Raw genomic sequence first — 18,868 nt, forward strand, 5'->3', positions numbered from 1 at the left:
GCCTAGGGCCGATCCAGCCCTGTTATCAGCATACGGGGCCTGCAAGGAGAGGAAATGGAAAAGGGCGCACATCTGTCCGCCCCCTTTGGTTTGAAAAGAGTTGAGATCAGTTGGGGAGTTACAACGAAAAACGGGCGCTGTCAGAGCGCCCGTTAGCAGAGAGAAAAAACTGGAGTTCAGTTAGGCAGACGTTGCCGAACGGCTTCAAACAGGGAGATGCCGGCCGCTACCGAGACATTCAGGCTGCTCACCTGACCGGCCATGGGGATCATAAAGAGGCCATCGCAGGTATCGCGCGTTAGGCGCCGCAAACCTTTACCTTCGGCGCCCAGCACCAGCGCAACAGCGCCGCTGAAATCACTCTGATAGAGTGACGCCTGGGCCTCGCCCGCCGCACCGTATACCCAAATGCCGCGCGCCTTGATCTGTTCCAGGGTGCGCGCCAGGTTGGTGACGACAACAAAGGGGACGGTATCGGCCGCGCCGCTGGCGATTTTCACTGCCGTCGGCGTCAGGCTGGCGGACTTGTCTTTGGGGACAATCACCGCATCGGCGCCGGCAGCATCGGCTGAACGCAAACAGGCACCGATGTTATGGGGGTCGGTAACGCCATCGAGCACCAGCAATAAGGCGGGCCGATTGAGGCCATCGAGCAGTTCATCCAGGCCCGCTTCATCGAGCACCGGCGCGGCCAGCATCTGAATCAACACACCCTGATGACGGGCATCGCCCAGTTGCTGCTGATGCACCAGGCGCTCGAAGGCATCGCGCTCCAGCCAGCGGAATTTGATGCCGCTGTTACGCGCCTGATCGAGTACCGCCTGGATGCGTTTATCCTGACGACCTTTCAGCAGTACCAATTCGCGCACGCGGTCGGCTTGGTTTTCCAACGCACTCTGACAAGCGTGCAAGCCATAAATCCATTGAACGTCTGACATCAACTGAAACCTTAGGTACGGCGTTTGCGCTTGCGATTGGGCTTATCGGACTGGGTGTTTTTGGAGCTGGCTTTTTTGGCCCCGGCCTTTTTGGCTCCGGCTTTCTTTTTGCCCGCCGCCGGTCCCGGATGCTTGACCTTGCGCACCTCGCCATCGGCCAGTTCGAAATCGATCTTGCGATCATCCAGATCAACGCGCATTACCCGTACCGTTAAACGATCACCCAGACCATAGCTGACACGGGTCCGTTCACCGACCAGACGGTGAGCGGTTTCATCAAGCTGGTAGTAGTCGCTTTGCAACGACGACACATGCACCAAACCATCGACGTAGACGTCATCGAGCTGCACGAACAAACCGAAGTTGGTGACCGAAGACACCGAGCCTTCATATTCATCACCAACGTGATCTTTCATGTATTCGCACTTCAACCAGGCGACCACATCCCAGGTGGCTTCGTCGGCGCGACGCTCGGTCATTGAGCAATGCTCGCCCAATTCCAGCATGGCGGCGTAGTCGTAGGGGTAGATGTTCTGCGCATCCAGCTTGGGCGCACCCTCGACACGATTAACCAGCTTGGTTTTCTTGTCCGAGCGAATCACCGAACGAATGGCGCGATGCACTAACAAATCCGGGTAACGACGAATCGGCGAGGTGAAATGGGTATAGGCTTCGAACGCCAGACCGAAGTGACCGATGTTGTCCGGCTGATAAACCGCCTGGTTCATTGAACGCAGCATCATGGTCTGGATAAGATTGAAATCTTCCCGACCTTTGATCGTCGCCAGCAGCTTTTGGTAATCGCGGGCGTGGGGTTTTTCACCACCGGACAGGTCTAACGCCAGTTGCCCCAGGTAAGCGCGCAGGTTTTCCAAACGCTCAGCCGAGGGGACATCGTGCACCCGATACAGCGCAGGAATTTCCAGTTGTTGCAGGAAGTCCGCCGCGCAGACGTTGGCGGAGAGCATGCACTCTTCGACCAGACGGTGAGCGTCGTTGCGCTGGCTGGGCACGATGCGATCAATCTTACGATCGTCATCGAACACGATGCGGGTTTCGGTGGTCTCAAAATCGATGGCACCGCGCTGCTGGCGCTGGAACCGGAACAGCTTAAACAGTTCGCGCAAGGTGGTGATGTTTTTCAACACCTGGGCACCGTGATCGCGTTCGATTTCGGCACGCGCTTCGGTGGCGGTCTCCGGATCGAGAGCCGGACCAACCTTGGAATAAGTCAGACGCGCATGCGAATAAATCAGCCCTTCCATAAAACGATAGGACTGAATATCGCCGCGTGCTGTGACGGTCATTTCACAAACCAGAGTCAGTCGATCGACTTCAGGATTCAGCGAACAGAGGCCGTTGGACAGCACTTCCGGCAGCATCGGAATAACCTGCTCGGGGAAGTAGACCGAAGTACCACGCGAACGCGCTTCCACATCCAGCGGTGCGCCGACTTCGACGTAATGGGAAACATCGGCAATGGCCACGTAGAGTTTCCAGCCACCGCCTTTTACCGGTTCGGCGAAGATGGCGTCGTCGAAATCACGCGCGGTTTCGTCATCGATGGTGACGAAGGCTTTGTCGCGCAGATCGATGCGATTGGCTTTGTCGGCTTCATCGACCGTTTCACTCAAGCCGGTGATTTCTTCTTCAACTTCGTACGGCCAGGTATGCGGAATATCGTAGGTGCGCAGCGCAATGTCGATCTCCATGCCCGGGTCCATATGCTGGCCCAGCACTTCGCTGACCTTGCCGATTGGCTGACGACGAATCTTGGGTTGCTCAATAATGCTGACCACAACCACATCGCCTTCCTGGGCGCCGGCTTCATCGCCCGGGGGAATTAAAATGTCGTGGCTGACGCGGCGGTTTTCCGGCAGTACGCGGCCAAAACCGCCTTCACTGGAAAAGCGACCGACCAGTTCCTGGGTGTTCTGTTCCAGTACTTCGACAATGATGGCTTCGATACGGCCGCGATGATCACGCTCGCCTTTGCGCGCCAGCACAATATCGCCGTCGAAACAGCAGCGCATCTGACGATGGGTGAGCACAAAATCTTTGCCGCCCTGCTCTGGAATCAGAAAGCCGAAACCATCGGGGTGACCCTGAACGCGACCTTTGATCAGGTCCATCTTGTCGATCAGACCGAAGGCGCCTTTGCGCGAACAGAGTAATTGGCCGTCACGGACCATGGCGATCAGACGGCGGCGCAGCGCTTCGATATCGTCTTCGCCGGTGAGGCCCAGTTCGGCGCACAGCTCAGGGTGCGTCGCCGGCCCCTGGCGTTGTTCCAGGTGGGCGTGAATGAATTCCCGACTGGGAATGGGGTTTTCGTATTTTGCAGCTTCCCGCTTATGGTGCGGGTCAGCGTTAGAATCTCGACTGATAGGAAAGTGTCCTTACAAATTAAAAAAGCAGTGACTGACAGCAGGCATTATAACCCAGTGTCAGCCACATGCTGGCGGTTATTTAATATCGAACGAGTGGCGCAACACGATGGTTTCGGTGCGGTCCGGCCCGGTCGATACGATGTCGATGGGGGCGCCGATGGCCTTTTCCAAATAGGCGATGTAATCGCGTGCTTCGGTTGGCAAATCGTCCAGCGAACGGGCGCCGACGGTTGACTGTTGCCAGCCCGGCAGTTCTTCGTAGACCGGCGTCACTTTTTCAAAAGCTTCGGCGGAGGCTGGCCATTCCACCGCCTGACCGTTCTCATCCTGATAACCGGTGCAGACTTTGACGGTCTTGAGGTTATCGAGCACGTCCAGCTTGGTCAGACAGATGGCGTTGATGGAGTTGATGCGAATGGAGTGACGCACCAGGACCGCATCAAACCAGCCACAACGACGCGGACGACCGGTGGTGGTACCGAACTCGTTGCCCTGTTTGGCCAGATGCTTGCCGTCGTCGTCAAACAATTCGGTCGGAAACGGACCGGCACCCACGCGAGTGGTGTAAGCCTTGGTGATGCCCATGATCTGATCCAGATACAAAGGACCCACACCAGAACCGGTCGCCACACCACCGGCGGTGGTGTTAGAGGAAGTCACGTAGGGATAGGTGCCGTGGTCGATATCCAGCAACGAACCCTGAGCGCCTTCAAACATGATGTCGCCACCGGCTTCGCGGATGCCGTGCACCTTGCTGACGGTGTCGATGATCATGTCGCGGATTTTTTCCGCCTGTTCGCGGGTCTCGGCCAGAGTTTGTTTCACATCGATGGCAGGCTCGCCGTAATAACCGGTCAGCGCGAAGTTGTGGTAATCCATCAACTCGGTCAGCTTGGCTTCGAAATCGTCCTGGAACACATCGCCCAGACGCACGCCGCGACGCGCGACCTTATCTTCGTAAGCCGGGCCAATACCGCGCCCTGTCGTACCGATCTTGGCGTTGCCGCGACGCTTTTCACGCGCCTGATCGAGCGCACTGTGCACCGGCAAAATCAGCGGGCAACCCTGGCTGATCGACAAGCGCTCGCGCACTGGTACGCCGCGCTCTTCGAGCATGGCCATTTCCGTCAACAGCGCTTCAATGGACAGCACCACGCCATTGCCGATGATACAGCTGACGCCCTGGCGCAGAATGCCGGATGGAATCAGATGCAGTGCGGTTTTGACGCCATCAATGACCAGTGTATGACCGGCGTTGTGGCCGCCCTGAAAGCGCACCACAGCGGCGGCTTTTTCGGTCAGTAGATCAACGATCTTGCCTTTGCCTTCGTCACCCCATTGGGTGCCGAGTACGACAACGTTTTTGCCCATCGTTAGTTTGCCTGTTGCTTGGTTAAAGGTTGTACGGTCCAGCGTTCGCCTTGCTGCACCAGTTCACGATCACAGTTCAGTTCGTCCAGATGCGTCTGGTCGCTAAACACCTGAATCACCCGCTCGCCCTCGGCGCGTAACTCGGTAATTTTTGCATCCAAACCCGCCGGTCCCGCTGCGGGTGCCAAAATAGCGGCCGCTTCGTGCCATTGACCGAGTGTCTGGCTGGCGAGAATTTTCAGGTCGGAAGAAAAACCCGTCGCCGGACGCGACCGGCCAAACACCTTGCCAGTGGCGTCGTAACGACCGCCCTTGGCAACCGGCTGACCAAAGCCCGGCACGAACGCCGAGAACACCAGACCGGTGTGGTAGTTGTAGTCGCGCAGTTCGGCCAGATCGAGGTGGATGCGCAGTTCCGGGAAGCGCTCACGCAACAGCCGCGCGATGCCTTCGAGTGTATCGAGCGCTTCAAAAACGCTTTGCGGAGCGCCGTCGAAAGTCTGGCGCCATTCACTTAATGCATCGATAGAGCCGTGGCATTCCGGCAGCATTGCCAGCCAGCCTTTGTAACGTTTATCCAGCTCGGCTTTTTTCAGCCAGGTACGCAAATCCGGCAGCGCCCGCAGACGCAGCAGTTCAAACAGCTCGGCCTGAGCGTCAGCGCCGAGTTCGGCACCTTCAATCAAGGCGCGGTAAATGCCGATATGCCCCAAATCCAGTGATACCTCGGCCAGGCCGGCTTTGGTCAACGACGCCAGCATCAGCGAGACGATTTCGACATCGCTTTCGCTGCCGGAATAACCGTACAGCTCGGCACCGATCTGAATCGGACTGCGACTGGACAGCAAGTGAGTGGCGCGGGCGTGCAGAATGTCGCTGGAATAGCAGTAACGAGACACACCCTGGCGCGGCATCGAATGCGCATCCAGACGGGCAACTTGCTGGGTTTTATCGGCCGACAGGCCCATTAACCGGCCAGTGGCTTGATCGGTCAGCTTGTAGGTCAGCAGATCCAGGTCGTGGCCGACGCCGGTGAGCAGGGATTCGAGGTATTCGGCGTTCGGCGGTATGACCAGGTCATACCCCCAGGCGCGGTATTCGTCGAGCAACAGGCGGCGAAGCGCCTCGATGCGTGCGGCTTCCGGCGGCAGAATTTCTTCAATGCCGTCCGGCAATAGCCAGCGTTCAGCGATGGTCATGCCAGGACACTATTCCATTTGTGATCTGCGTTTAAAGAACCCCAAGACGGCTACTCACAGCAAAAAACCATTCATTGGGCACAAAAAAACCGGGCAAGGAGCCCGGTTAACGAATTCTACACTTAGGACGGGAAACCCCCAAGGGGTTTTTGCTTTTCAGCGTCCAGCCTCTCCCGTCCAGCGTCTTCCGTTATCCTAATTCGCGCCGTTCTGATCCCGCATAAAGCGGAAGAAGTCGCTTTCCGGATCCAGCACCATCAGGTCGCTGCCTTCGCTGAAGCTTTCGCGATAGGCCTGCAAGCTGCGGTAGAAGGCGTAGAAGTTTTCATCCTGACCGAAAGAGCTGGAGTAAATGCGCGAGGCTTCAGCATCGCCCTCACCACGCAACTGCTCGGCTTCACGGAAGGCTTCAGCCAGAATCACCGTGCGCTGACGATCGGCCGAGGCGCGAATCTCTTCGGCCTGACGTTCACCGTTAGAACGGAAACGGCGCGCTTCCTGTTCACGGTCGGAGCGCATCCGGCTGAATACGTCCTGCGACACTTCCTGCGGCAGGTCGATGGCCTTGATGCGGATGTCGATCACTTCGATACCCAGGCCATCAGCAAACTGGTTGATCTGCTGGGTTACCTGGCGCATTAAGCGATCACGCTCACCTTCATCTTCGATGCGACCACCGGTCGACAGCGGTTCTTCCTGGCCACGGCCGGACACCACTTCGCGCAGCGTACGCAGACCGAAGGCATCACGCAGACCGGAGTTAATCCGGCTTTCCAAAATGGAATTGGCGCGGAACAGGTCGCCACCACTGGTGGCGGTGTAGTAGTCACGCACGTTGTCGATGCGCCATTGGATATAGGCGTCGACTTCCAGACCTTTCTGCTCGCTGGTGATAAAGCGTTCCGGGTCGGTATCCAGAGTGATGATACGGCGGTCGAACTTGCGCACATCTTCAATAAACGGAATTTTGAAGTGCAGACCCGGCGACAAATCCGCCTGAACCACTTCACCAAATTTCAGTTTGATGGCGCGCTCTTTTTCGGTGACGACAAACAGACTCTGAATGCCGAGAAACACCAAGAGGGCGAGCACGACCAGAACCAGTGCATTACGATTGCTCATTGTCTCGCTCCTCAGTTGCTACTGCGACGACGATCCAGCTCACCCAGAATCTGATCGGTCAGATTCCGGATTTCGCTGTTCGACAGATTATTAATGTCGCTGCCACCGCCGTTACCGCCGCCGCTGGCACTGCCACCGCTGCTGCCAGTTGCGCTGTTATTGCGACGCAGCTGATCCAGCGGCAGGTACATCATGTTGTTGCCGTTCTCGACATCCATCAGCACCTTGGGCGCGTTTTCATAGATGTTCGACAGAGTTTCCAGATAGAGACGCTGACGCGTTACGTCCGGCGCTTCGTTGTAAGCGGCCAGGATGTCGCTGAAACGATCCGCTTCACCGGTGGCGCGTGCCACAACCTGCTCTTTATAACCCTGAGCTTCTTCCAATTGCCGACGGGCATTACCTTCGGCGACCGGCAGAATCTGGTTGGCGTAAGCCTGGGCTTGGTTGATCAGACGCTGTTCGTCTTCGCGCGCTTTAATCACGTCATCGAAGGCATCCTGCACCGCGGAAGGCGGCGAGGTGTCGTTGATGTTCAACTGCGCCAGCTCAATACCGACGTTGTAAGACGTCAGGTAATTCTGCAGACGTTCGCGCACCGCTACCTGAATGGCGTCACGACCAACGGTCAAGGCCTGCTCCAAAGTCGCACTGCCCATCACGTGGCGCAGCGCAGACTCAGCGGCGTTGGCCAGTGAGGTTTCCGGCTGACGTACGTTCAAGGCGAAGTCACGCGCATTAACAGCGCGATATTCCACCGTCATGGTGACCGAAACGATGTTCTCGTCCCCGGTCAACATGCTCGACTGATGGCGGTAAGAACGCACTTCGGTAACGTTCACCTTCTGGTCGATGGTATCGATAAAAGGCACTTTGAAGTGCAACCCGGGCGTTTCCAGCGCATGGAACTGACCCAGACGCAACACCACGGCGCGTTCAGATTCATCAACGGTGTAGATGGAGTCGTAGATGGCATAGCCAACCACCAGCACCACCAGGATGCCGACGATGGCGCCCAGGCCGCCGGCAGAGCCGCCGCCTTTATTAGAGCCACCGCCCTTGTTGCCTTTGCCACCGCCAAACCATTTGCTCAGTTTGTCGTTGAATTGTTTTAACAGCTCGTCCAGATCCGGCGGACCATCGTTATTGCCACGACGGCGACGGTTCCCCCAGGGATCCTGATCGTTATTATTGCCATTTGGTGGTTCATTCCACGCCATGGTCGTCTCCGTTTCTCAAGTGTTCCGTCCGTTTCGATGCCGGGCGCTGCACTGCATCAATGCTCAAAAAGCCCACCATCAATGTTCAAAATGTTCTTTGATTTCTGCTAGGCCAAAACGTTCCAGATCGAGTCCGTTGTGCTTGACCAGTTGCTTCAGGTCTTTCTTCTGAATGCGCACATCCAGTAAGGCATTGCCGGCATCGTCATAGGCTTCGCCCAGCACAGCGTTCTGTTGATAGAGCGCTGCGCGCAATGCCGATTCGCTCGGTGCCAATGCCAGCTGCTGGGCGATGATGTCATCACCCAAACGCTCGGTAATGGCCGCCTGAATCAAGACCAAACCGTCACCACGCTGAGCCGAAACCCAGACGCGGATCGGCATGCCCTGATCGTCGCGTTCGATCGCTGGTGCAAAATCATCCAGCAGGTCGATCTTATTGAAAATTTCCAGCCGGGGAATGTCGAGCGAGCCAATTTCTTCTAGTACGGCTTCAACTTGCTCGATGTTCTCAACCCGGTCTTCGTCAGCGCTATCGATCACATGCAGCAGCAGATCCGCTTCTGCCGTTTCCTGCAATGTTGCCTTAAATGCCTGCACTAATTTATGCGGCAAATGTCGAATAAAGCCTACCGTATCGGCGAGCACGATGTCGCCCATGTCGGGAATGCTGAGCCGACGCAGCGTTGGGTCCAGGGTCGCAAACAATTGATCCGCAGCATAGACCTCAGATTGCGTCAAAGCATTAAACAGCGTCGACTTACCGGCATTGGTGTATCCCACCAGCGAGACGGTCGGGGTATCGGAACGGGTGCGTGCACGGCGGCCCTGATTCCGCTGTTTCTCCACCTTTTCCAGGCGGCGGTGAATGCTGCTGATGCGCGCCTGTAACAGACGGCGGTCGGTTTCCAGCTGGGTTTCACCCGGACCACGCAAACCGATACCACCCTTCTGGCGCTCCAAGTGAGTCCAGCCACGCACCAGGCGAGTACTCTGGTATTGCAACTGAGCCAGCTCAACCTGCAATTTACCTTCGTGGGTGCGGGCGCGTTGCGCAAAGATATCGAGAATCAGACCGGTACGATCGAGCACGCGGCACTCGACAGCGCGCTCGACGTTACGTTCCTGAGAAGGGCTGAGACTGTGGTTAAACAACACCACTTCAGCGTCGGTACTGGCGACCGCCGCCTTAATTTCATCCAACTTACCGGGACCGACAAAATACTTCGGGTGCGGCCTGGAACGCGAACCACCAATAAAAGCGGCCGGCTCACCACCCGCAGACACCACCAGTTCTTCGAACTCCTGGGGATCTTCCCGATCGTCGGACTCGGGAAAGTCGATGTGGACCAGGACAGCCCGGTCCCCACCTTCGACACGTTCAAAAAACAATCAGACTCTCCGAGCCCGGCTTCGCCGGGCTATCCAGACAGAGGACGTCGACGCCGGCTTTATTCAGCCACCGCTTCATCGCCTTCATGAGCGATTTTGACGTTACGGGCCGGAACGACGGTTGAAATGGCATGCTTGTAAACCATCTGGCTGACGGTGTTCTTCAGCAGAATGACAAACTGATCAAAACTTTCGATCTGACCCTGCAGCTTGATGCCGTTAACCAGAAAGATGGAGACAGGGATGCGCTCTTTGCGCAGGGCGTTCAGGAAAGGGTCTTGTAACGAGTGCCCTTTTGACATGTCGGACTCCTTTTAATGAAGGATTATAAGTATCGTTCCCGCCCGAAGTAATCCGGGCGCCAGGTGATTGGCACCAGCGTCGCCATCTGCCTCCATGCTGGAGGGCACCCGGCTGACAAAAAGTCTGGCAGGGTGGCCCGGTTACCGCTGCGATGCTTTAACAGTGCAGTAACCGCAACCGGCCCGGTCGCAATCACGAAAATCTTCCGCACATTGTAGGCGAAAAGCTGAAGCTTGTGGATGGTCGGTAGTCACCTAAATTTCGCTTTACGTTACCTTTTTACGCAACCTTTGCCGCGCTTGTTCAAACAAATCTGGTGCTTGCGAATCCAGCCAATGCAAACCCTGCCAGCCGCGCATCCAGGTCAATTGACGTTTGGCCAACTGACGGGTAGCGGCAATGCCCGAGGCCACCATCTGACTGTGTTCCAGCTCGCCCGCCAGATAGTGCCACATCTGCCGATAGCCAACGGCGCGAATAGAAGGCAGATCCAGATGCAGGTCACCGCGCTGATAGAGCCGTTCCACTTCGGCCTGAAAACCACTGGCCAACATCAGTTGAAAACGCTGTTCGATGCGTTGGTGCAGAACCGAGCGTTCATCCGGAGCAACGGCAAACTGCACCACCTGCCAGGGAAAATCGTCCAGCGCGGAGACGCTCAGGCCACCTCGGCCGTCATGCGCCGAAGCCGCCCAGAATTCGGAAATGGGACGACCGCTGACGCGCTCTACTTCCAAAGCGCGCAACACCCGCTGCGGATTTTGTCGGTCAATACGTTCCCAGGCAGCGGCATCGACACGCTGCAGTTCGGCGACCAGGGCATCGAGCCCGGCTTCATCCAGCCAGCTTTGCAATTGCCCGCGTACCGCTGCATCGGCCGGTGGCATTGCCGCCATGGGTTGCACCAGCGCTTTGAAATAGAGCGCCGTGCCACCGACCAGAATCGGCAACCGTCCGCGCTCGGTGATATCGGTCATCGCCGCCAGAGCGTCGTCGCGGAAATTGGCCGCTGAATAACTGACCGCCGGGTCGCATAGATCGAGCAGATGATGAGGCACCTGCGCTTGGATAGCGGCATCGGGCTTGGCGGTGCCAATGTCCATGCCAATGTAGACCTGCGCCGAATCGACGCTGACGATTTCGCCATTAAATTCATCGGCCAGCATCAAGGACAGATCGGTTTTTCCGGCCGCAGTCGGGCCCGTCAGGAAGATAGCGCGGGGCAGATCGGTCGCCACTAACGTCCTCGCAAAAACAGCTTATCGAGATCGTCGAGACTCAACTGAGTCCAGGTCGGCCGACCGTGGTTGCACTGACCGGAACGCTCGGTGCGCTCCATATCACGCAGCAAGGCGTTCATCTCAGGAATGGTCAATTTGCGATTGGCGCGCACCGAACCATGACAGGCCATGGTCGACAAAATCTCATCGCGCCGGGCGATGATGGCGTCCGACGTGTCGTGGGTCATAAAGTCGGCCAGCACTGAACGCACCAGCGGTTCGACTTCGGCCTGCTGCAAATAAACCGGCGTCTGACGCACGATCAACGCTTCCGGACCCAGCCGTTCTATCACCAGGCCAAACTGCGCCAACAAGCTCGCGAATTCTTCGGCGGTGTCGGCTTCGCGTTCACTGACCGAGAGTTTTTGCGGCACTAACACCGGCTGCGCCTGAATGCCCTGCTGATCGTATTGGGTTTTCATGCGCTCGTAGGTAATGCGCTCATGCGCGGCATGCATATCGACAACGATCAAGCCCAGACGGCTTTGCGACAAAATATAAATGCCGTGCAACTGGGCGACGGCAAAACCCAGCGGCGGCACGTCATCGACTGCTTCCGGCAACGGCGGAGTGTTTAACGCCAAACCATCCAGGCGTGGGCCGGGCTGAGGGTTCGCCTGCAGCGACTGATAAAAACCAATCTGGTCGCTGACCGAGCTTTCCGAGCGATTGCCCTGAGGCGCAAAAGCTGACGGCGAATAGCTCTGCGGCGACATATCCATGCGCTGCTGACCAGCAAATTCACCCGCAGCCAAACCGGTTGCCGGCGCCGGCTGTGGCGCGCGCGCCATGACCGGATCGTTATTGGCATCGGGCCGGACATCGGCCAGCACACGGTGCAATTGGCGGAACAGAAAATCGTGCACCAGACGCTGATCACGAAAACGCACTTCGTGTTTGGTCGGGTGCACGTTGACATCCACACCGGCCGGATCGAGCGACAGATACAACACAAAACAGGGATGACGACCGTGATAGAGCACATCACGATAGGCCTGCTTAACGGCATGGCCGATCACCTTGTCGCGCACCACCCGACCGTTCACAAAGAAGTACTGCATGTCCGGCATGGAACGCGAAAAGGTTGGCAATCCAATCCAGCCGGTCAGCCGCAAACCCGCGGCTTCAACATCGATGACCAGCGCATTGTTCATAAAGTCGGCGCTAAGCAACTGCGCCACCCGACGTTCCTGCTCGGCCTGAGTGGTGGCCGCGCGCAACGAATGAATGGTGCGGTTGTTATGACGCAGCGAAAAGCCGACATCAAAACGCGCCAGCGCCTGACGTTTGATGACTTCTTCGAGATGATTGAATTCGGTTTTTTCGGTGCGTAAAAACTTACGGCGGGCCGGCGTATTAAAAAACAGATCGCGCACTTCAACGCTGGTGCCATCGGTATGGGCGGCCGGACTGATTTCGGTGTCCATATCCTGGCCGTGGGTATTAACCTGCCAGGCTTCAGCTTGCTCGGGCGGTTTGGAGGTCAGTAGCAAGCGCGCCACAGAGGCGACCGATGCCAAAGCCTCACCGCGAAAACCGAGCGAAGAGACCGCTTCCAGATCGTCCAGATTATAAATCTTGGACGTGGCATGACGGGCCAGCGCCAACGCCAAATCATCACGACCGATACCGCCGCCATTATCGCGCACGCGCATCAGTTTCACGCCACCGGCTTCGACCTCCACATCGATGCGATTGGCACCGGCGTCGAGCGAATTTTCCAGCAGTTCCTTGATCACCGACGCCGGTCGTTCAACCACTTCGCCCGCTGCGATCTGGTTGGCCAGACGCGGCGTCAGTATCTGTATTCGTTTCATAAGAACTCTTGTTGGTCGTCGCGGGTGTTGGTGGTCACTGTTTTGAGGTAACCGTGCCGTCTTTTGCGGTAACAATAACGCCGGCTCAGGCTTCGGGAATCAACAACACCTGGCCGATGCGGATAGAACTGCCCTGCAATTGGTTCACTTCGCGCAGGCGGCCCACTGAGGTGCCGTTGCGCGTGGCGATGCCCGACAGTGTATCGCCGCTGACCACGGTATAACGACGCATGCCATCGTTACCGCTGCTTTGCCGCCAGGCCACCCAGGTACCTGGTGGCGGGTTGTCATTAAACCAATCGATCACACCATCGCGCACCGCGCTGGCCAGTTGGCGGCGATAGCCCGCCGAACCCAGATTGGCTTCCTCGGTCGGGTTGGAGATAAAACCGGTTTCGACCAAGATGGAGGGCACATCGGGCGACTTCAAGACAGCAAAACCCGCCTGCTCAACGGTCGACTTATGCAGTCGTGCCACGCTGCGCATTTCACCCAACACCCGGCTGCCAACATCCAGACTGGAACGCATCGTCGCGGTCATCGATAAATCGACCAGCACCGATTTCAACACCTCGTCTTTGTCTTCCAGACTGATGCCGTTAATACCACCAATGACATCGGCCTCATTCTCCTGGTTCGCCAGATAGGCCGCCATGGTTGAGGTCGCGCCGCCAGAGGACAGTGCAAATACCGAGGCGCCGGAAGCACGAGGACTGGTGAACGCATCGGCGTGGATGGAGATGAACAAATCAGCGTTATGTTCACGCGCAATCTGACGCCGACGGTGCAATGAAATGTAGTAGTCGTCGGTGCGCACCAGGAACGGCTCGAAACCTTCGACCTCACTGAGTTGCCGATACAGCTCACGCGCTATCGCCAGCACAATATGTTTTTCGCGTGTACCGCGACCACCAATAGCGCCGGGGTCTTCACCGCCGTGACCGGCATCAATGGCAACAATAATGTTGCGTCTTTGGCCCGACAGATCGCCCACCGTCTTGCTAACCTGCTGTTCGCGCGGTTGCAGCGCTTCACCACTGGGACGTTCCAGATCGAGCACCAGGCGATGACCGTATTGTTCGTTCGGAGTGAGGGTAAAACTGCGCGGTGTTAGATCGGTATCCAGATCCAGCACAATGCGCAGATCGCCATCCGGACGGGCGCCACTGCGAATGCGCTGAATACCGCTGCGTTGCAAATCGAGCGACGCCAGAGAGGTTCGCAATTCGGAACCGGCAATATCGACCACCACCCGACTGGGATTGGACAGGGTGAACACCCGGTGCTCCACCGGACCGCTCAAATCGAATACCAGACGCGTATTATCCGGCGCAGGCCAGACCCGCGCACTTTCAATCTGCGCAGCCAAGGACACAGGTGCCAGCACGCACATCACGACCAGCATCAACAACCGATGCATCAGGCGCATTCCCCTTCTTGCTGCAACCATTCAATCAGACTCTGGCCCCGCTCAGTGCAGGACTCGAACGCCAGACTCCGGGCGGAGCCAGCTTCGCTGAAATGTATCACGACATCAGCACCGGGCAAGACCCCGGTACCACGCTCCGGCCATTCCACCAGCCAGGCGGTATGGTCCGTTAAGTAATCACGCAAACCAATAAATTCCAATTCTTCAGGATCGGCGAGCCGGTACAGATCGAAATGCACCACTGTTATGGACTCGCATTCATAAGGCTCAACCAGAGTATAGGTCGGGCTTTTTACCCGCCCGGTCCAGCCACAGCCCGCAATAATGGCCTGGCTCAAGGTGGTTTTGCCCATGCCCAGGGTGCCATCCAGATAGAAGCGGGCACCGTCCAGGTGCATCAGAGCACGCGCCAGCCGTTGGCCCAGCGCAGGCATCTGAAATTCATCGACAGTCAGTCGGTACAAGCGGTTTCTCCGAACCCGGGCAGATCAGTTGGCGCGCAGTGTACCATTGCCACCTGTTGGCCCAAAGGCTGAACCCACCCCGCCGCATTGACGGCGACCCGCCCAGCGACCACACTGCGCCCTGTTCCTGCTGACTCACTCCTATCACCGCCATGTCTGCTCCTGCCACCCGCATCGACGCTTTGGATCTCAGCGCCCTGGCTGAACGCATCAAAGCCTGCGCCCGCGATCTGGGGTTTCAGGCGGTGCATATTGGTTCGGCCAATAGCGAAGCCCACCGTCCGGCTTATGAAGCCTGGCTGGCTAAAGGCTATAACGGCGAGATGAAGTGGATGGAGCGCAATCTCGACAAACGCTTTGACGGCGCCCAGCTGCACCCGGGCACCGAACGCGCCATCTCAGTACGGCTCGATTACCGGCCCGAAGGCCCGATGCAGGCCATCCTCGATGACCCCAACAAAGCCTACATTTCCCGCTATGCCTTGGGTCGTGATTACCACAAAGTGATGCGTAAACGGCTGACGCAACTGGGGCGCACCATTGAAGACTGGGTCGGCGAACATGGCTTTCGCGCCTTTGTCGACAGCGCCCCGGTGATGGAGCGCCAACTGGCACAGCAAGCTGGTATGGGTTGGCTCGGTAAGAACAGCCTGCTGCTGAATAACACAGCGGGTTCCTGGTTCTTTTTAGGCGAGCTGTTCACCAACCTGCCCTTACCCATCGACCCGCCCTTTGAAACTGAACACTGCGGCTCCTGCGATCGCTGCATGACCGCCTGCCCGACTGACGCCTTTGTCGCCGAAGGCGTGCTCGATGCGCGCCGCTGCATCAGCTATCTGACCATCGAACACAGCGGTTCTATCGACCCGGAACTGCGCCCGCTGATGGGCAACCGCATCTATGGTTGCGACGATTGCCAGATTGTTTGTCCGTTTAATTCGTTCAGCCAGACCACCGGCGAGGCCGACTTCGAACCACGCCACAACCTCGATCAGGCTGATCTGCTGACGTTGTTTCAATGGAGCGAAGCGGAATTTCTCGAGTACACCGAAGGCTCGGCGATTCGTCGTATCGGTTACCAGCAGTGGTTGCGCAACCTGGCTGTGGCGCTCGGCAATGCGCCAACTCAGCCAGCCATCATCGACGCCTTGAGAGAGCGCCGCGATGACGTCTCCGACCTGGTGCGCGAACATATCGACTGGGCGCTGGAGCGCCACGGCGTCAATCCGCCAGGCTAAGCGTCACGTTCGGATTGGCCGGCGCCAGCGCCTTAAAGTCTTCTTTAAACCGCTCAAGCTGACTGTCCGGCAACTGCACCGTCATCGTCACCTCAGTGCCGTAATCGATCCGCTCGGCAGCAAGCCCGGACTGATCGAGCAAACGCCGGGCATCACTTTCCAACGCAAAAGGTACACACAACAGCAACCGATGCTGAGCCTCCAGCGCGATAAAGCTCGCCGCCTCCAGCGCCTGCGACACCGCCCCACCATAAGCGCGTACCAGACCACCGGCACCGAGCTTGATACCACCGAAATAGCGCACCACCACCGCCAGCACATTATCGAGTTGCTTGTGACTGAGGACGTTGAAGATCGGTTTACCGGCGGTTCCAGAGGGTTCGCCATCATCGCTCATGCCGGAATCACCGCCAGCGGCGAAAGCGAAACACAGATGGCGGGCATCGGGATATTGTTGCTGCAATTGCGCCAGTCTGGCCTGTGCCTGAGCTTTGTCGGCGACCGGTTCAACCCAAGCCAGAAAACGACTTTTCTTGATCAGGGTTTCGCTGTGCACCGGTGCGGCCAGTGTCCACTTCATAAGGCGTCCTGCTGCACTGTCATTAAAGATTCATCAGAGAGGGTGACGAGAGGCGAGGTGAAGAAAGTCACGATTATAGTGATTTAGCGCCACGCCGACAGCCGTCGCGTTCCATTCACCAAAACCACTGGTTACACTCGGCCAAACTTAATCACAAAGTAAAACTCATGAAAAACGTCCTCGCTACCGGCTGCTTACTGGCATTAGCTGTCGGCTCTGTCCAGGCTGAAGATTTGAAATCAGCTGGCTGGGTTATTTTACCGGCCATCGGTTCCAGCCCGGAAACCGGCTTTCAATACGGTGCCTACGTTATGCACCAATTCGCTCAGACTGCCGAAGGCGAGCCGCAAGATCGCCTGGCGTTGCTGCTGCAGGGCACCAGCGAAGGCCAGTACCAGGCCGTCATTCAGCCAGACTTTTATGTTGCAGGCGGCGACTGGAACCTGAGCAGTTCGTTATCCGCCCAATATTGGCCCACCACCTATTATGGCGAGAGCAACGACACCGACCTGGACGCCGATGCCGAAACCTACGAACTGACTGCCTTCAATGTTGAGGGTTCAGCCGCCTATGCGGTGACGCCCAATCTGCGTCTGGGTGCTTTGGTGTTTGTCGAATCCGAAGACATTGAAGAGGATGCCGATGTCGCCATCCTGACCAGCAACGACTTGGGTTTTGAAGGCGGCTTGTTCACCGGCATGGGCATCAAAGCCAGCTGGGACACCAGCAATGATCGCGACTGGCCGACTCAAGGCACGCTGGCACAAACCGAACTGCGCCAGTACAGCGAGACACTGGGCGGTGACTACGAATTCCTGTTGGTCAACACCGCCATCAGCCAATACATTCCGCTGGGTAATGACGTCCTGGCAGTGGGTGGCAACTACGGCTATGGCGATGACAACACCCCCTTCTCGCGCTTGCCGCGTCCTTCCGGTGAATCCTCACTGCGCGGCGCCGACGGCAACCTCTGGATCGGTCACCATCTGTTCGGTCTGCAAAGCGAATATCGCCATACGCTGACCGACCGCTGGGCCGTCACCGGTTTTATTGATGCGGCTCAGGTGGCTGACGAATCAGACGACCTGGCCTGGAGCCGTTTCCATACCGCTGTTGGCGGTGGTGTGCGCTATGCCGTCATGCCTGATTCGCGCTTTAATGTCCGTGGTGATCTGGCGTTGGTCGATGGCGAAAGCCTCGGCTTCACCATCAGCGTCGGTGAAGCCTTCTGATCAGTACCCGGTTATGAACCAGCGTCGTACCGACCATTTCCACATTGCCCGCCAGACCGACCAGCCAGAACCCATGGCCGGTTGGCGGCTGACCCTGAACGACATCATTTTTGGCGCCGAATCGGCGCCCGGCAAAGCCTTCGATATAGCGCTGATTATTGCCATCCTTATGTCGGTCGGAGCGGTGATGCTGGAAACCGTGGGCGCGGTTCAGACCGAACACGGTCGAGCGCTGGTGCGACTGGAATGGTTCTTCACCCTGGCGTTTACCGTCGAATACGGACTGCGTTTAGTGTGCGTGCGTCATCCCTGGCGTTACGCCACCAGCTTTTTCGGCATCGTCGATCTGCTGTCGATTATCCCGACTTATTTGAGCCTGCTGATTCCCGGCGTCAATTCACTGCTGGTGATTCGCGTGCTGCGCATTCTGCGCGTCTTCCGGGTGCTTAAGCTGTTTCGTTACCTCAATGAAGCGGAAATGCTGTTGCAAGCGATGCGCACCGGCTACCGCAAAATTCTGGTGTTTCTCTATGCGGTGATCACCATGGTCATCGTCTTCGGTTCAATCATGTATCTGATTGAAGGGCCGGCGCACGGTTTTACCTCCATCCCGCGTTCGGTCTACTGGGCCATTGTCACCCTGACCACTGTCGGCTATGGCGACATCACCCCGCTCACACCCATCGGCCAGTTTATCGCCTCGGCCGTGATGATCACCGGTTATGCCATCATTGCCGTGCCGACCGGTATCTACACCGCCGAACTGGCCAACCAGATTCGCATCAAACGCGATTCTCGCGGCTGTCCCGGCTGCGGCAAAACCGGCCACGAAATGGACGCCGACCACTGCCGTTATTGCGGTGAAGCTTTGGCAGCGTCCGACGACTAAGCCA

The 18,868-nt window shown here is 57.5% G+C and carries 16 protein-coding genes; 3 read left to right on the forward strand and 13 right to left on the reverse strand.

Translation table 11 applies throughout. From position 1 onward, the window contains the following. Positions 1-176: 176 nt before the first annotated feature. The 12 genes from rlmB to tsaE form a co-directional block, all read right to left on the reverse strand. A complete protein-coding gene (rlmB, locus tag ACXAE6_RS00190; protein WP_475142911.1) occupies positions 177-938 on the reverse strand; it encodes a 23S rRNA (guanosine(2251)-2'-O)-methyltransferase RlmB in 762 nt (253 codons plus the stop codon). An 11-nt stretch (positions 939-949) separates the two neighbouring features. After that, complete coding sequence (gene rnr / locus ACXAE6_RS00195; protein ID WP_475151672.1) at positions 950-3,325, reverse strand: ribonuclease R; 2,376 nt, start codon at positions 3,323-3,325, stop codon at positions 950-952. Between the two features lie 78 nt (positions 3,326-3,403). After that, the gene (locus ACXAE6_RS00200) at positions 3,404-4,699 is read right to left on the reverse strand and encodes an adenylosuccinate synthase (protein WP_475142912.1); all 1,296 of its coding nucleotides are present in this window, start codon (positions 4,697-4,699) and stop codon (positions 3,404-3,406) included. Positions 4,700-4,701: 2 nt separating this feature from the next. Further along, positions 4,702-5,898, reverse strand: a complete 1,197-nt coding sequence (locus tag ACXAE6_RS00205; protein ID WP_475142914.1) for an ATP phosphoribosyltransferase regulatory subunit — start codon at positions 5,896-5,898, stop codon at positions 4,702-4,704. A 195-nt stretch (positions 5,899-6,093) separates the two neighbouring features. Continuing rightward, the gene (gene hflC / locus ACXAE6_RS00210) at positions 6,094-7,020 is read right to left on the reverse strand and encodes a protease modulator HflC (RefSeq protein WP_475142916.1); all 927 of its coding nucleotides are present in this window, start codon (positions 7,018-7,020) and stop codon (positions 6,094-6,096) included. A gap of 11 nt (positions 7,021-7,031) precedes the next feature. Next, positions 7,032-8,240 carry an FtsH protease activity modulator HflK gene (gene hflK, locus ACXAE6_RS00215; protein ID WP_475142918.1) on the reverse strand — a complete coding sequence of 403 codons (1,209 nt, stop codon included), beginning with the start codon at positions 8,238-8,240 and terminating at the stop codon, positions 7,032-7,034. A gap of 78 nt (positions 8,241-8,318) precedes the next feature. Then, a complete protein-coding gene (gene hflX / locus ACXAE6_RS00220; RefSeq protein ID WP_475142920.1) occupies positions 8,319-9,632 on the reverse strand; it encodes a ribosome rescue GTPase HflX in 1,314 nt (437 codons plus the stop codon). Between the two features lie 59 nt (positions 9,633-9,691). Next, positions 9,692-9,934 (reverse strand): RNA chaperone Hfq, encoded by a 243-nt coding sequence (hfq, locus tag ACXAE6_RS00225; protein WP_108124953.1) that lies wholly within the window; start codon positions 9,932-9,934, stop codon positions 9,692-9,694. A 267-nt stretch (positions 9,935-10,201) separates the two neighbouring features. Then, positions 10,202-11,173: a tRNA (adenosine(37)-N6)-dimethylallyltransferase MiaA gene (gene miaA / locus ACXAE6_RS00230; protein WP_475142923.1), complete on the reverse strand. Its 972-nt coding sequence runs from the start codon at positions 11,171-11,173 to the stop codon at positions 10,202-10,204. Then, entirely contained in the window at positions 11,173-13,032 is a 1,860-nt protein-coding gene (mutL, locus tag ACXAE6_RS00235; protein ID WP_475142925.1) for a DNA mismatch repair endonuclease MutL, read from the reverse strand. Before mutL ends, miaA begins: the two co-directional genes overlap by 1 nt. Before the next feature lie 85 nt (positions 13,033-13,117). Continuing rightward, a complete protein-coding gene (locus ACXAE6_RS00240) occupies positions 13,118-14,461 on the reverse strand; it encodes an N-acetylmuramoyl-L-alanine amidase (RefSeq protein ID WP_475142927.1) in 1,344 nt (447 codons plus the stop codon). Beyond that, entirely contained in the window at positions 14,452-14,925 is a 474-nt protein-coding gene (gene tsaE / locus ACXAE6_RS00245) for a tRNA (adenosine(37)-N6)-threonylcarbamoyltransferase complex ATPase subunit type 1 TsaE (RefSeq protein ID WP_475142929.1), read from the reverse strand. Before tsaE ends, ACXAE6_RS00240 begins: the two co-directional genes overlap by 10 nt. A gap of 152 nt (positions 14,926-15,077) precedes the next feature. Between tsaE and queG the strand changes: the two genes are divergently transcribed. Next, positions 15,078-16,163, forward strand: a complete 1,086-nt coding sequence (gene queG / locus ACXAE6_RS00250; RefSeq protein ID WP_475142931.1) for a tRNA epoxyqueuosine(34) reductase QueG — start codon at positions 15,078-15,080, stop codon at positions 16,161-16,163. On the opposite strand, the gene ACXAE6_RS00255 is transcribed toward queG, so the two are convergent. Beyond that, positions 16,147-16,743 carry an IMPACT family protein gene (locus tag ACXAE6_RS00255; RefSeq protein WP_475142934.1) on the reverse strand — a complete coding sequence of 199 codons (597 nt, stop codon included), beginning with the start codon at positions 16,741-16,743 and terminating at the stop codon, positions 16,147-16,149. The two genes, queG and ACXAE6_RS00255, sit on opposite strands and share 17 nt — an antisense overlap. A 167-nt stretch (positions 16,744-16,910) precedes the next feature. Here ACXAE6_RS00255 and ACXAE6_RS00260 point away from each other — a divergent pair, with 167 nt between their 5' ends. Further along, complete coding sequence (locus ACXAE6_RS00260; RefSeq protein WP_475142938.1) at positions 16,911-17,975, forward strand: BamA/TamA family outer membrane protein; 1,065 nt, start codon at positions 16,911-16,913, stop codon at positions 17,973-17,975. A gap of 13 nt (positions 17,976-17,988) precedes the next feature. Next, on the forward strand, positions 17,989-18,864 hold the full coding sequence (locus ACXAE6_RS00265; RefSeq protein ID WP_475142940.1) for an ion transporter: 876 nt from the start codon (positions 17,989-17,991) through the stop codon (positions 18,862-18,864). Positions 18,865-18,868 lie beyond the last annotated feature (4 nt).

The organism is Saccharospirillum sp. ABV4_185, assembly GCF_056159245.1.

What these genes read in the sequence shown, in the direction of transcription:
- ACXAE6_RS00240 (WP_475142927.1), bottom strand. Translation starts at nt 14,461, where the DNA reads ATGCGCCTGATGCATCGGTTGTTGATGCTGGTCGTGATGTGCGTGCTG.
- mutL (WP_475142925.1), bottom strand. Translation starts at nt 13,032, where the DNA reads ATGAAACGAATACAGATACTGACGCCGCGTCTGGCCAACCAGATCGCA.
- hflK (WP_475142918.1), bottom strand. Translation starts at nt 8,240, where the DNA reads ATGGCGTGGAATGAACCACCAAATGGCAATAATAACGATCAGGATCCC.
- ACXAE6_RS00200 (WP_475142912.1), bottom strand. Translation starts at nt 4,699, where the DNA reads ATGGGCAAAAACGTTGTCGTACTCGGCACCCAATGGGGTGACGAAGGC.
- ACXAE6_RS00265 (WP_475142940.1), top strand. Translation starts at nt 17,989, where the DNA reads ATGAACCAGCGTCGTACCGACCATTTCCACATTGCCCGCCAGACCGAC.
- hfq (WP_108124953.1), bottom strand. Translation starts at nt 9,934, where the DNA reads ATGTCAAAAGGGCACTCGTTACAAGACCCTTTCCTGAACGCCCTGCGC.
- ACXAE6_RS00255 (WP_475142934.1), bottom strand. Translation starts at nt 16,743, where the DNA reads ATGAAGTGGACACTGGCCGCACCGGTGCACAGCGAAACCCTGATCAAG.
- queG (WP_475142931.1), top strand. Translation starts at nt 15,078, where the DNA reads ATGTCTGCTCCTGCCACCCGCATCGACGCTTTGGATCTCAGCGCCCTG.
- ACXAE6_RS00260 (WP_475142938.1), top strand. Translation starts at nt 16,911, where the DNA reads ATGAAAAACGTCCTCGCTACCGGCTGCTTACTGGCATTAGCTGTCGGC.
- rlmB (WP_475142911.1), bottom strand. Translation starts at nt 938, where the DNA reads ATGTCAGACGTTCAATGGATTTATGGCTTGCACGCTTGTCAGAGTGCG.
- hflC (WP_475142916.1), bottom strand. Translation starts at nt 7,020, where the DNA reads ATGAGCAATCGTAATGCACTGGTTCTGGTCGTGCTCGCCCTCTTGGTG.
- ACXAE6_RS00205 (WP_475142914.1), bottom strand. Translation starts at nt 5,898, where the DNA reads ATGACCATCGCTGAACGCTGGCTATTGCCGGACGGCATTGAAGAAATT.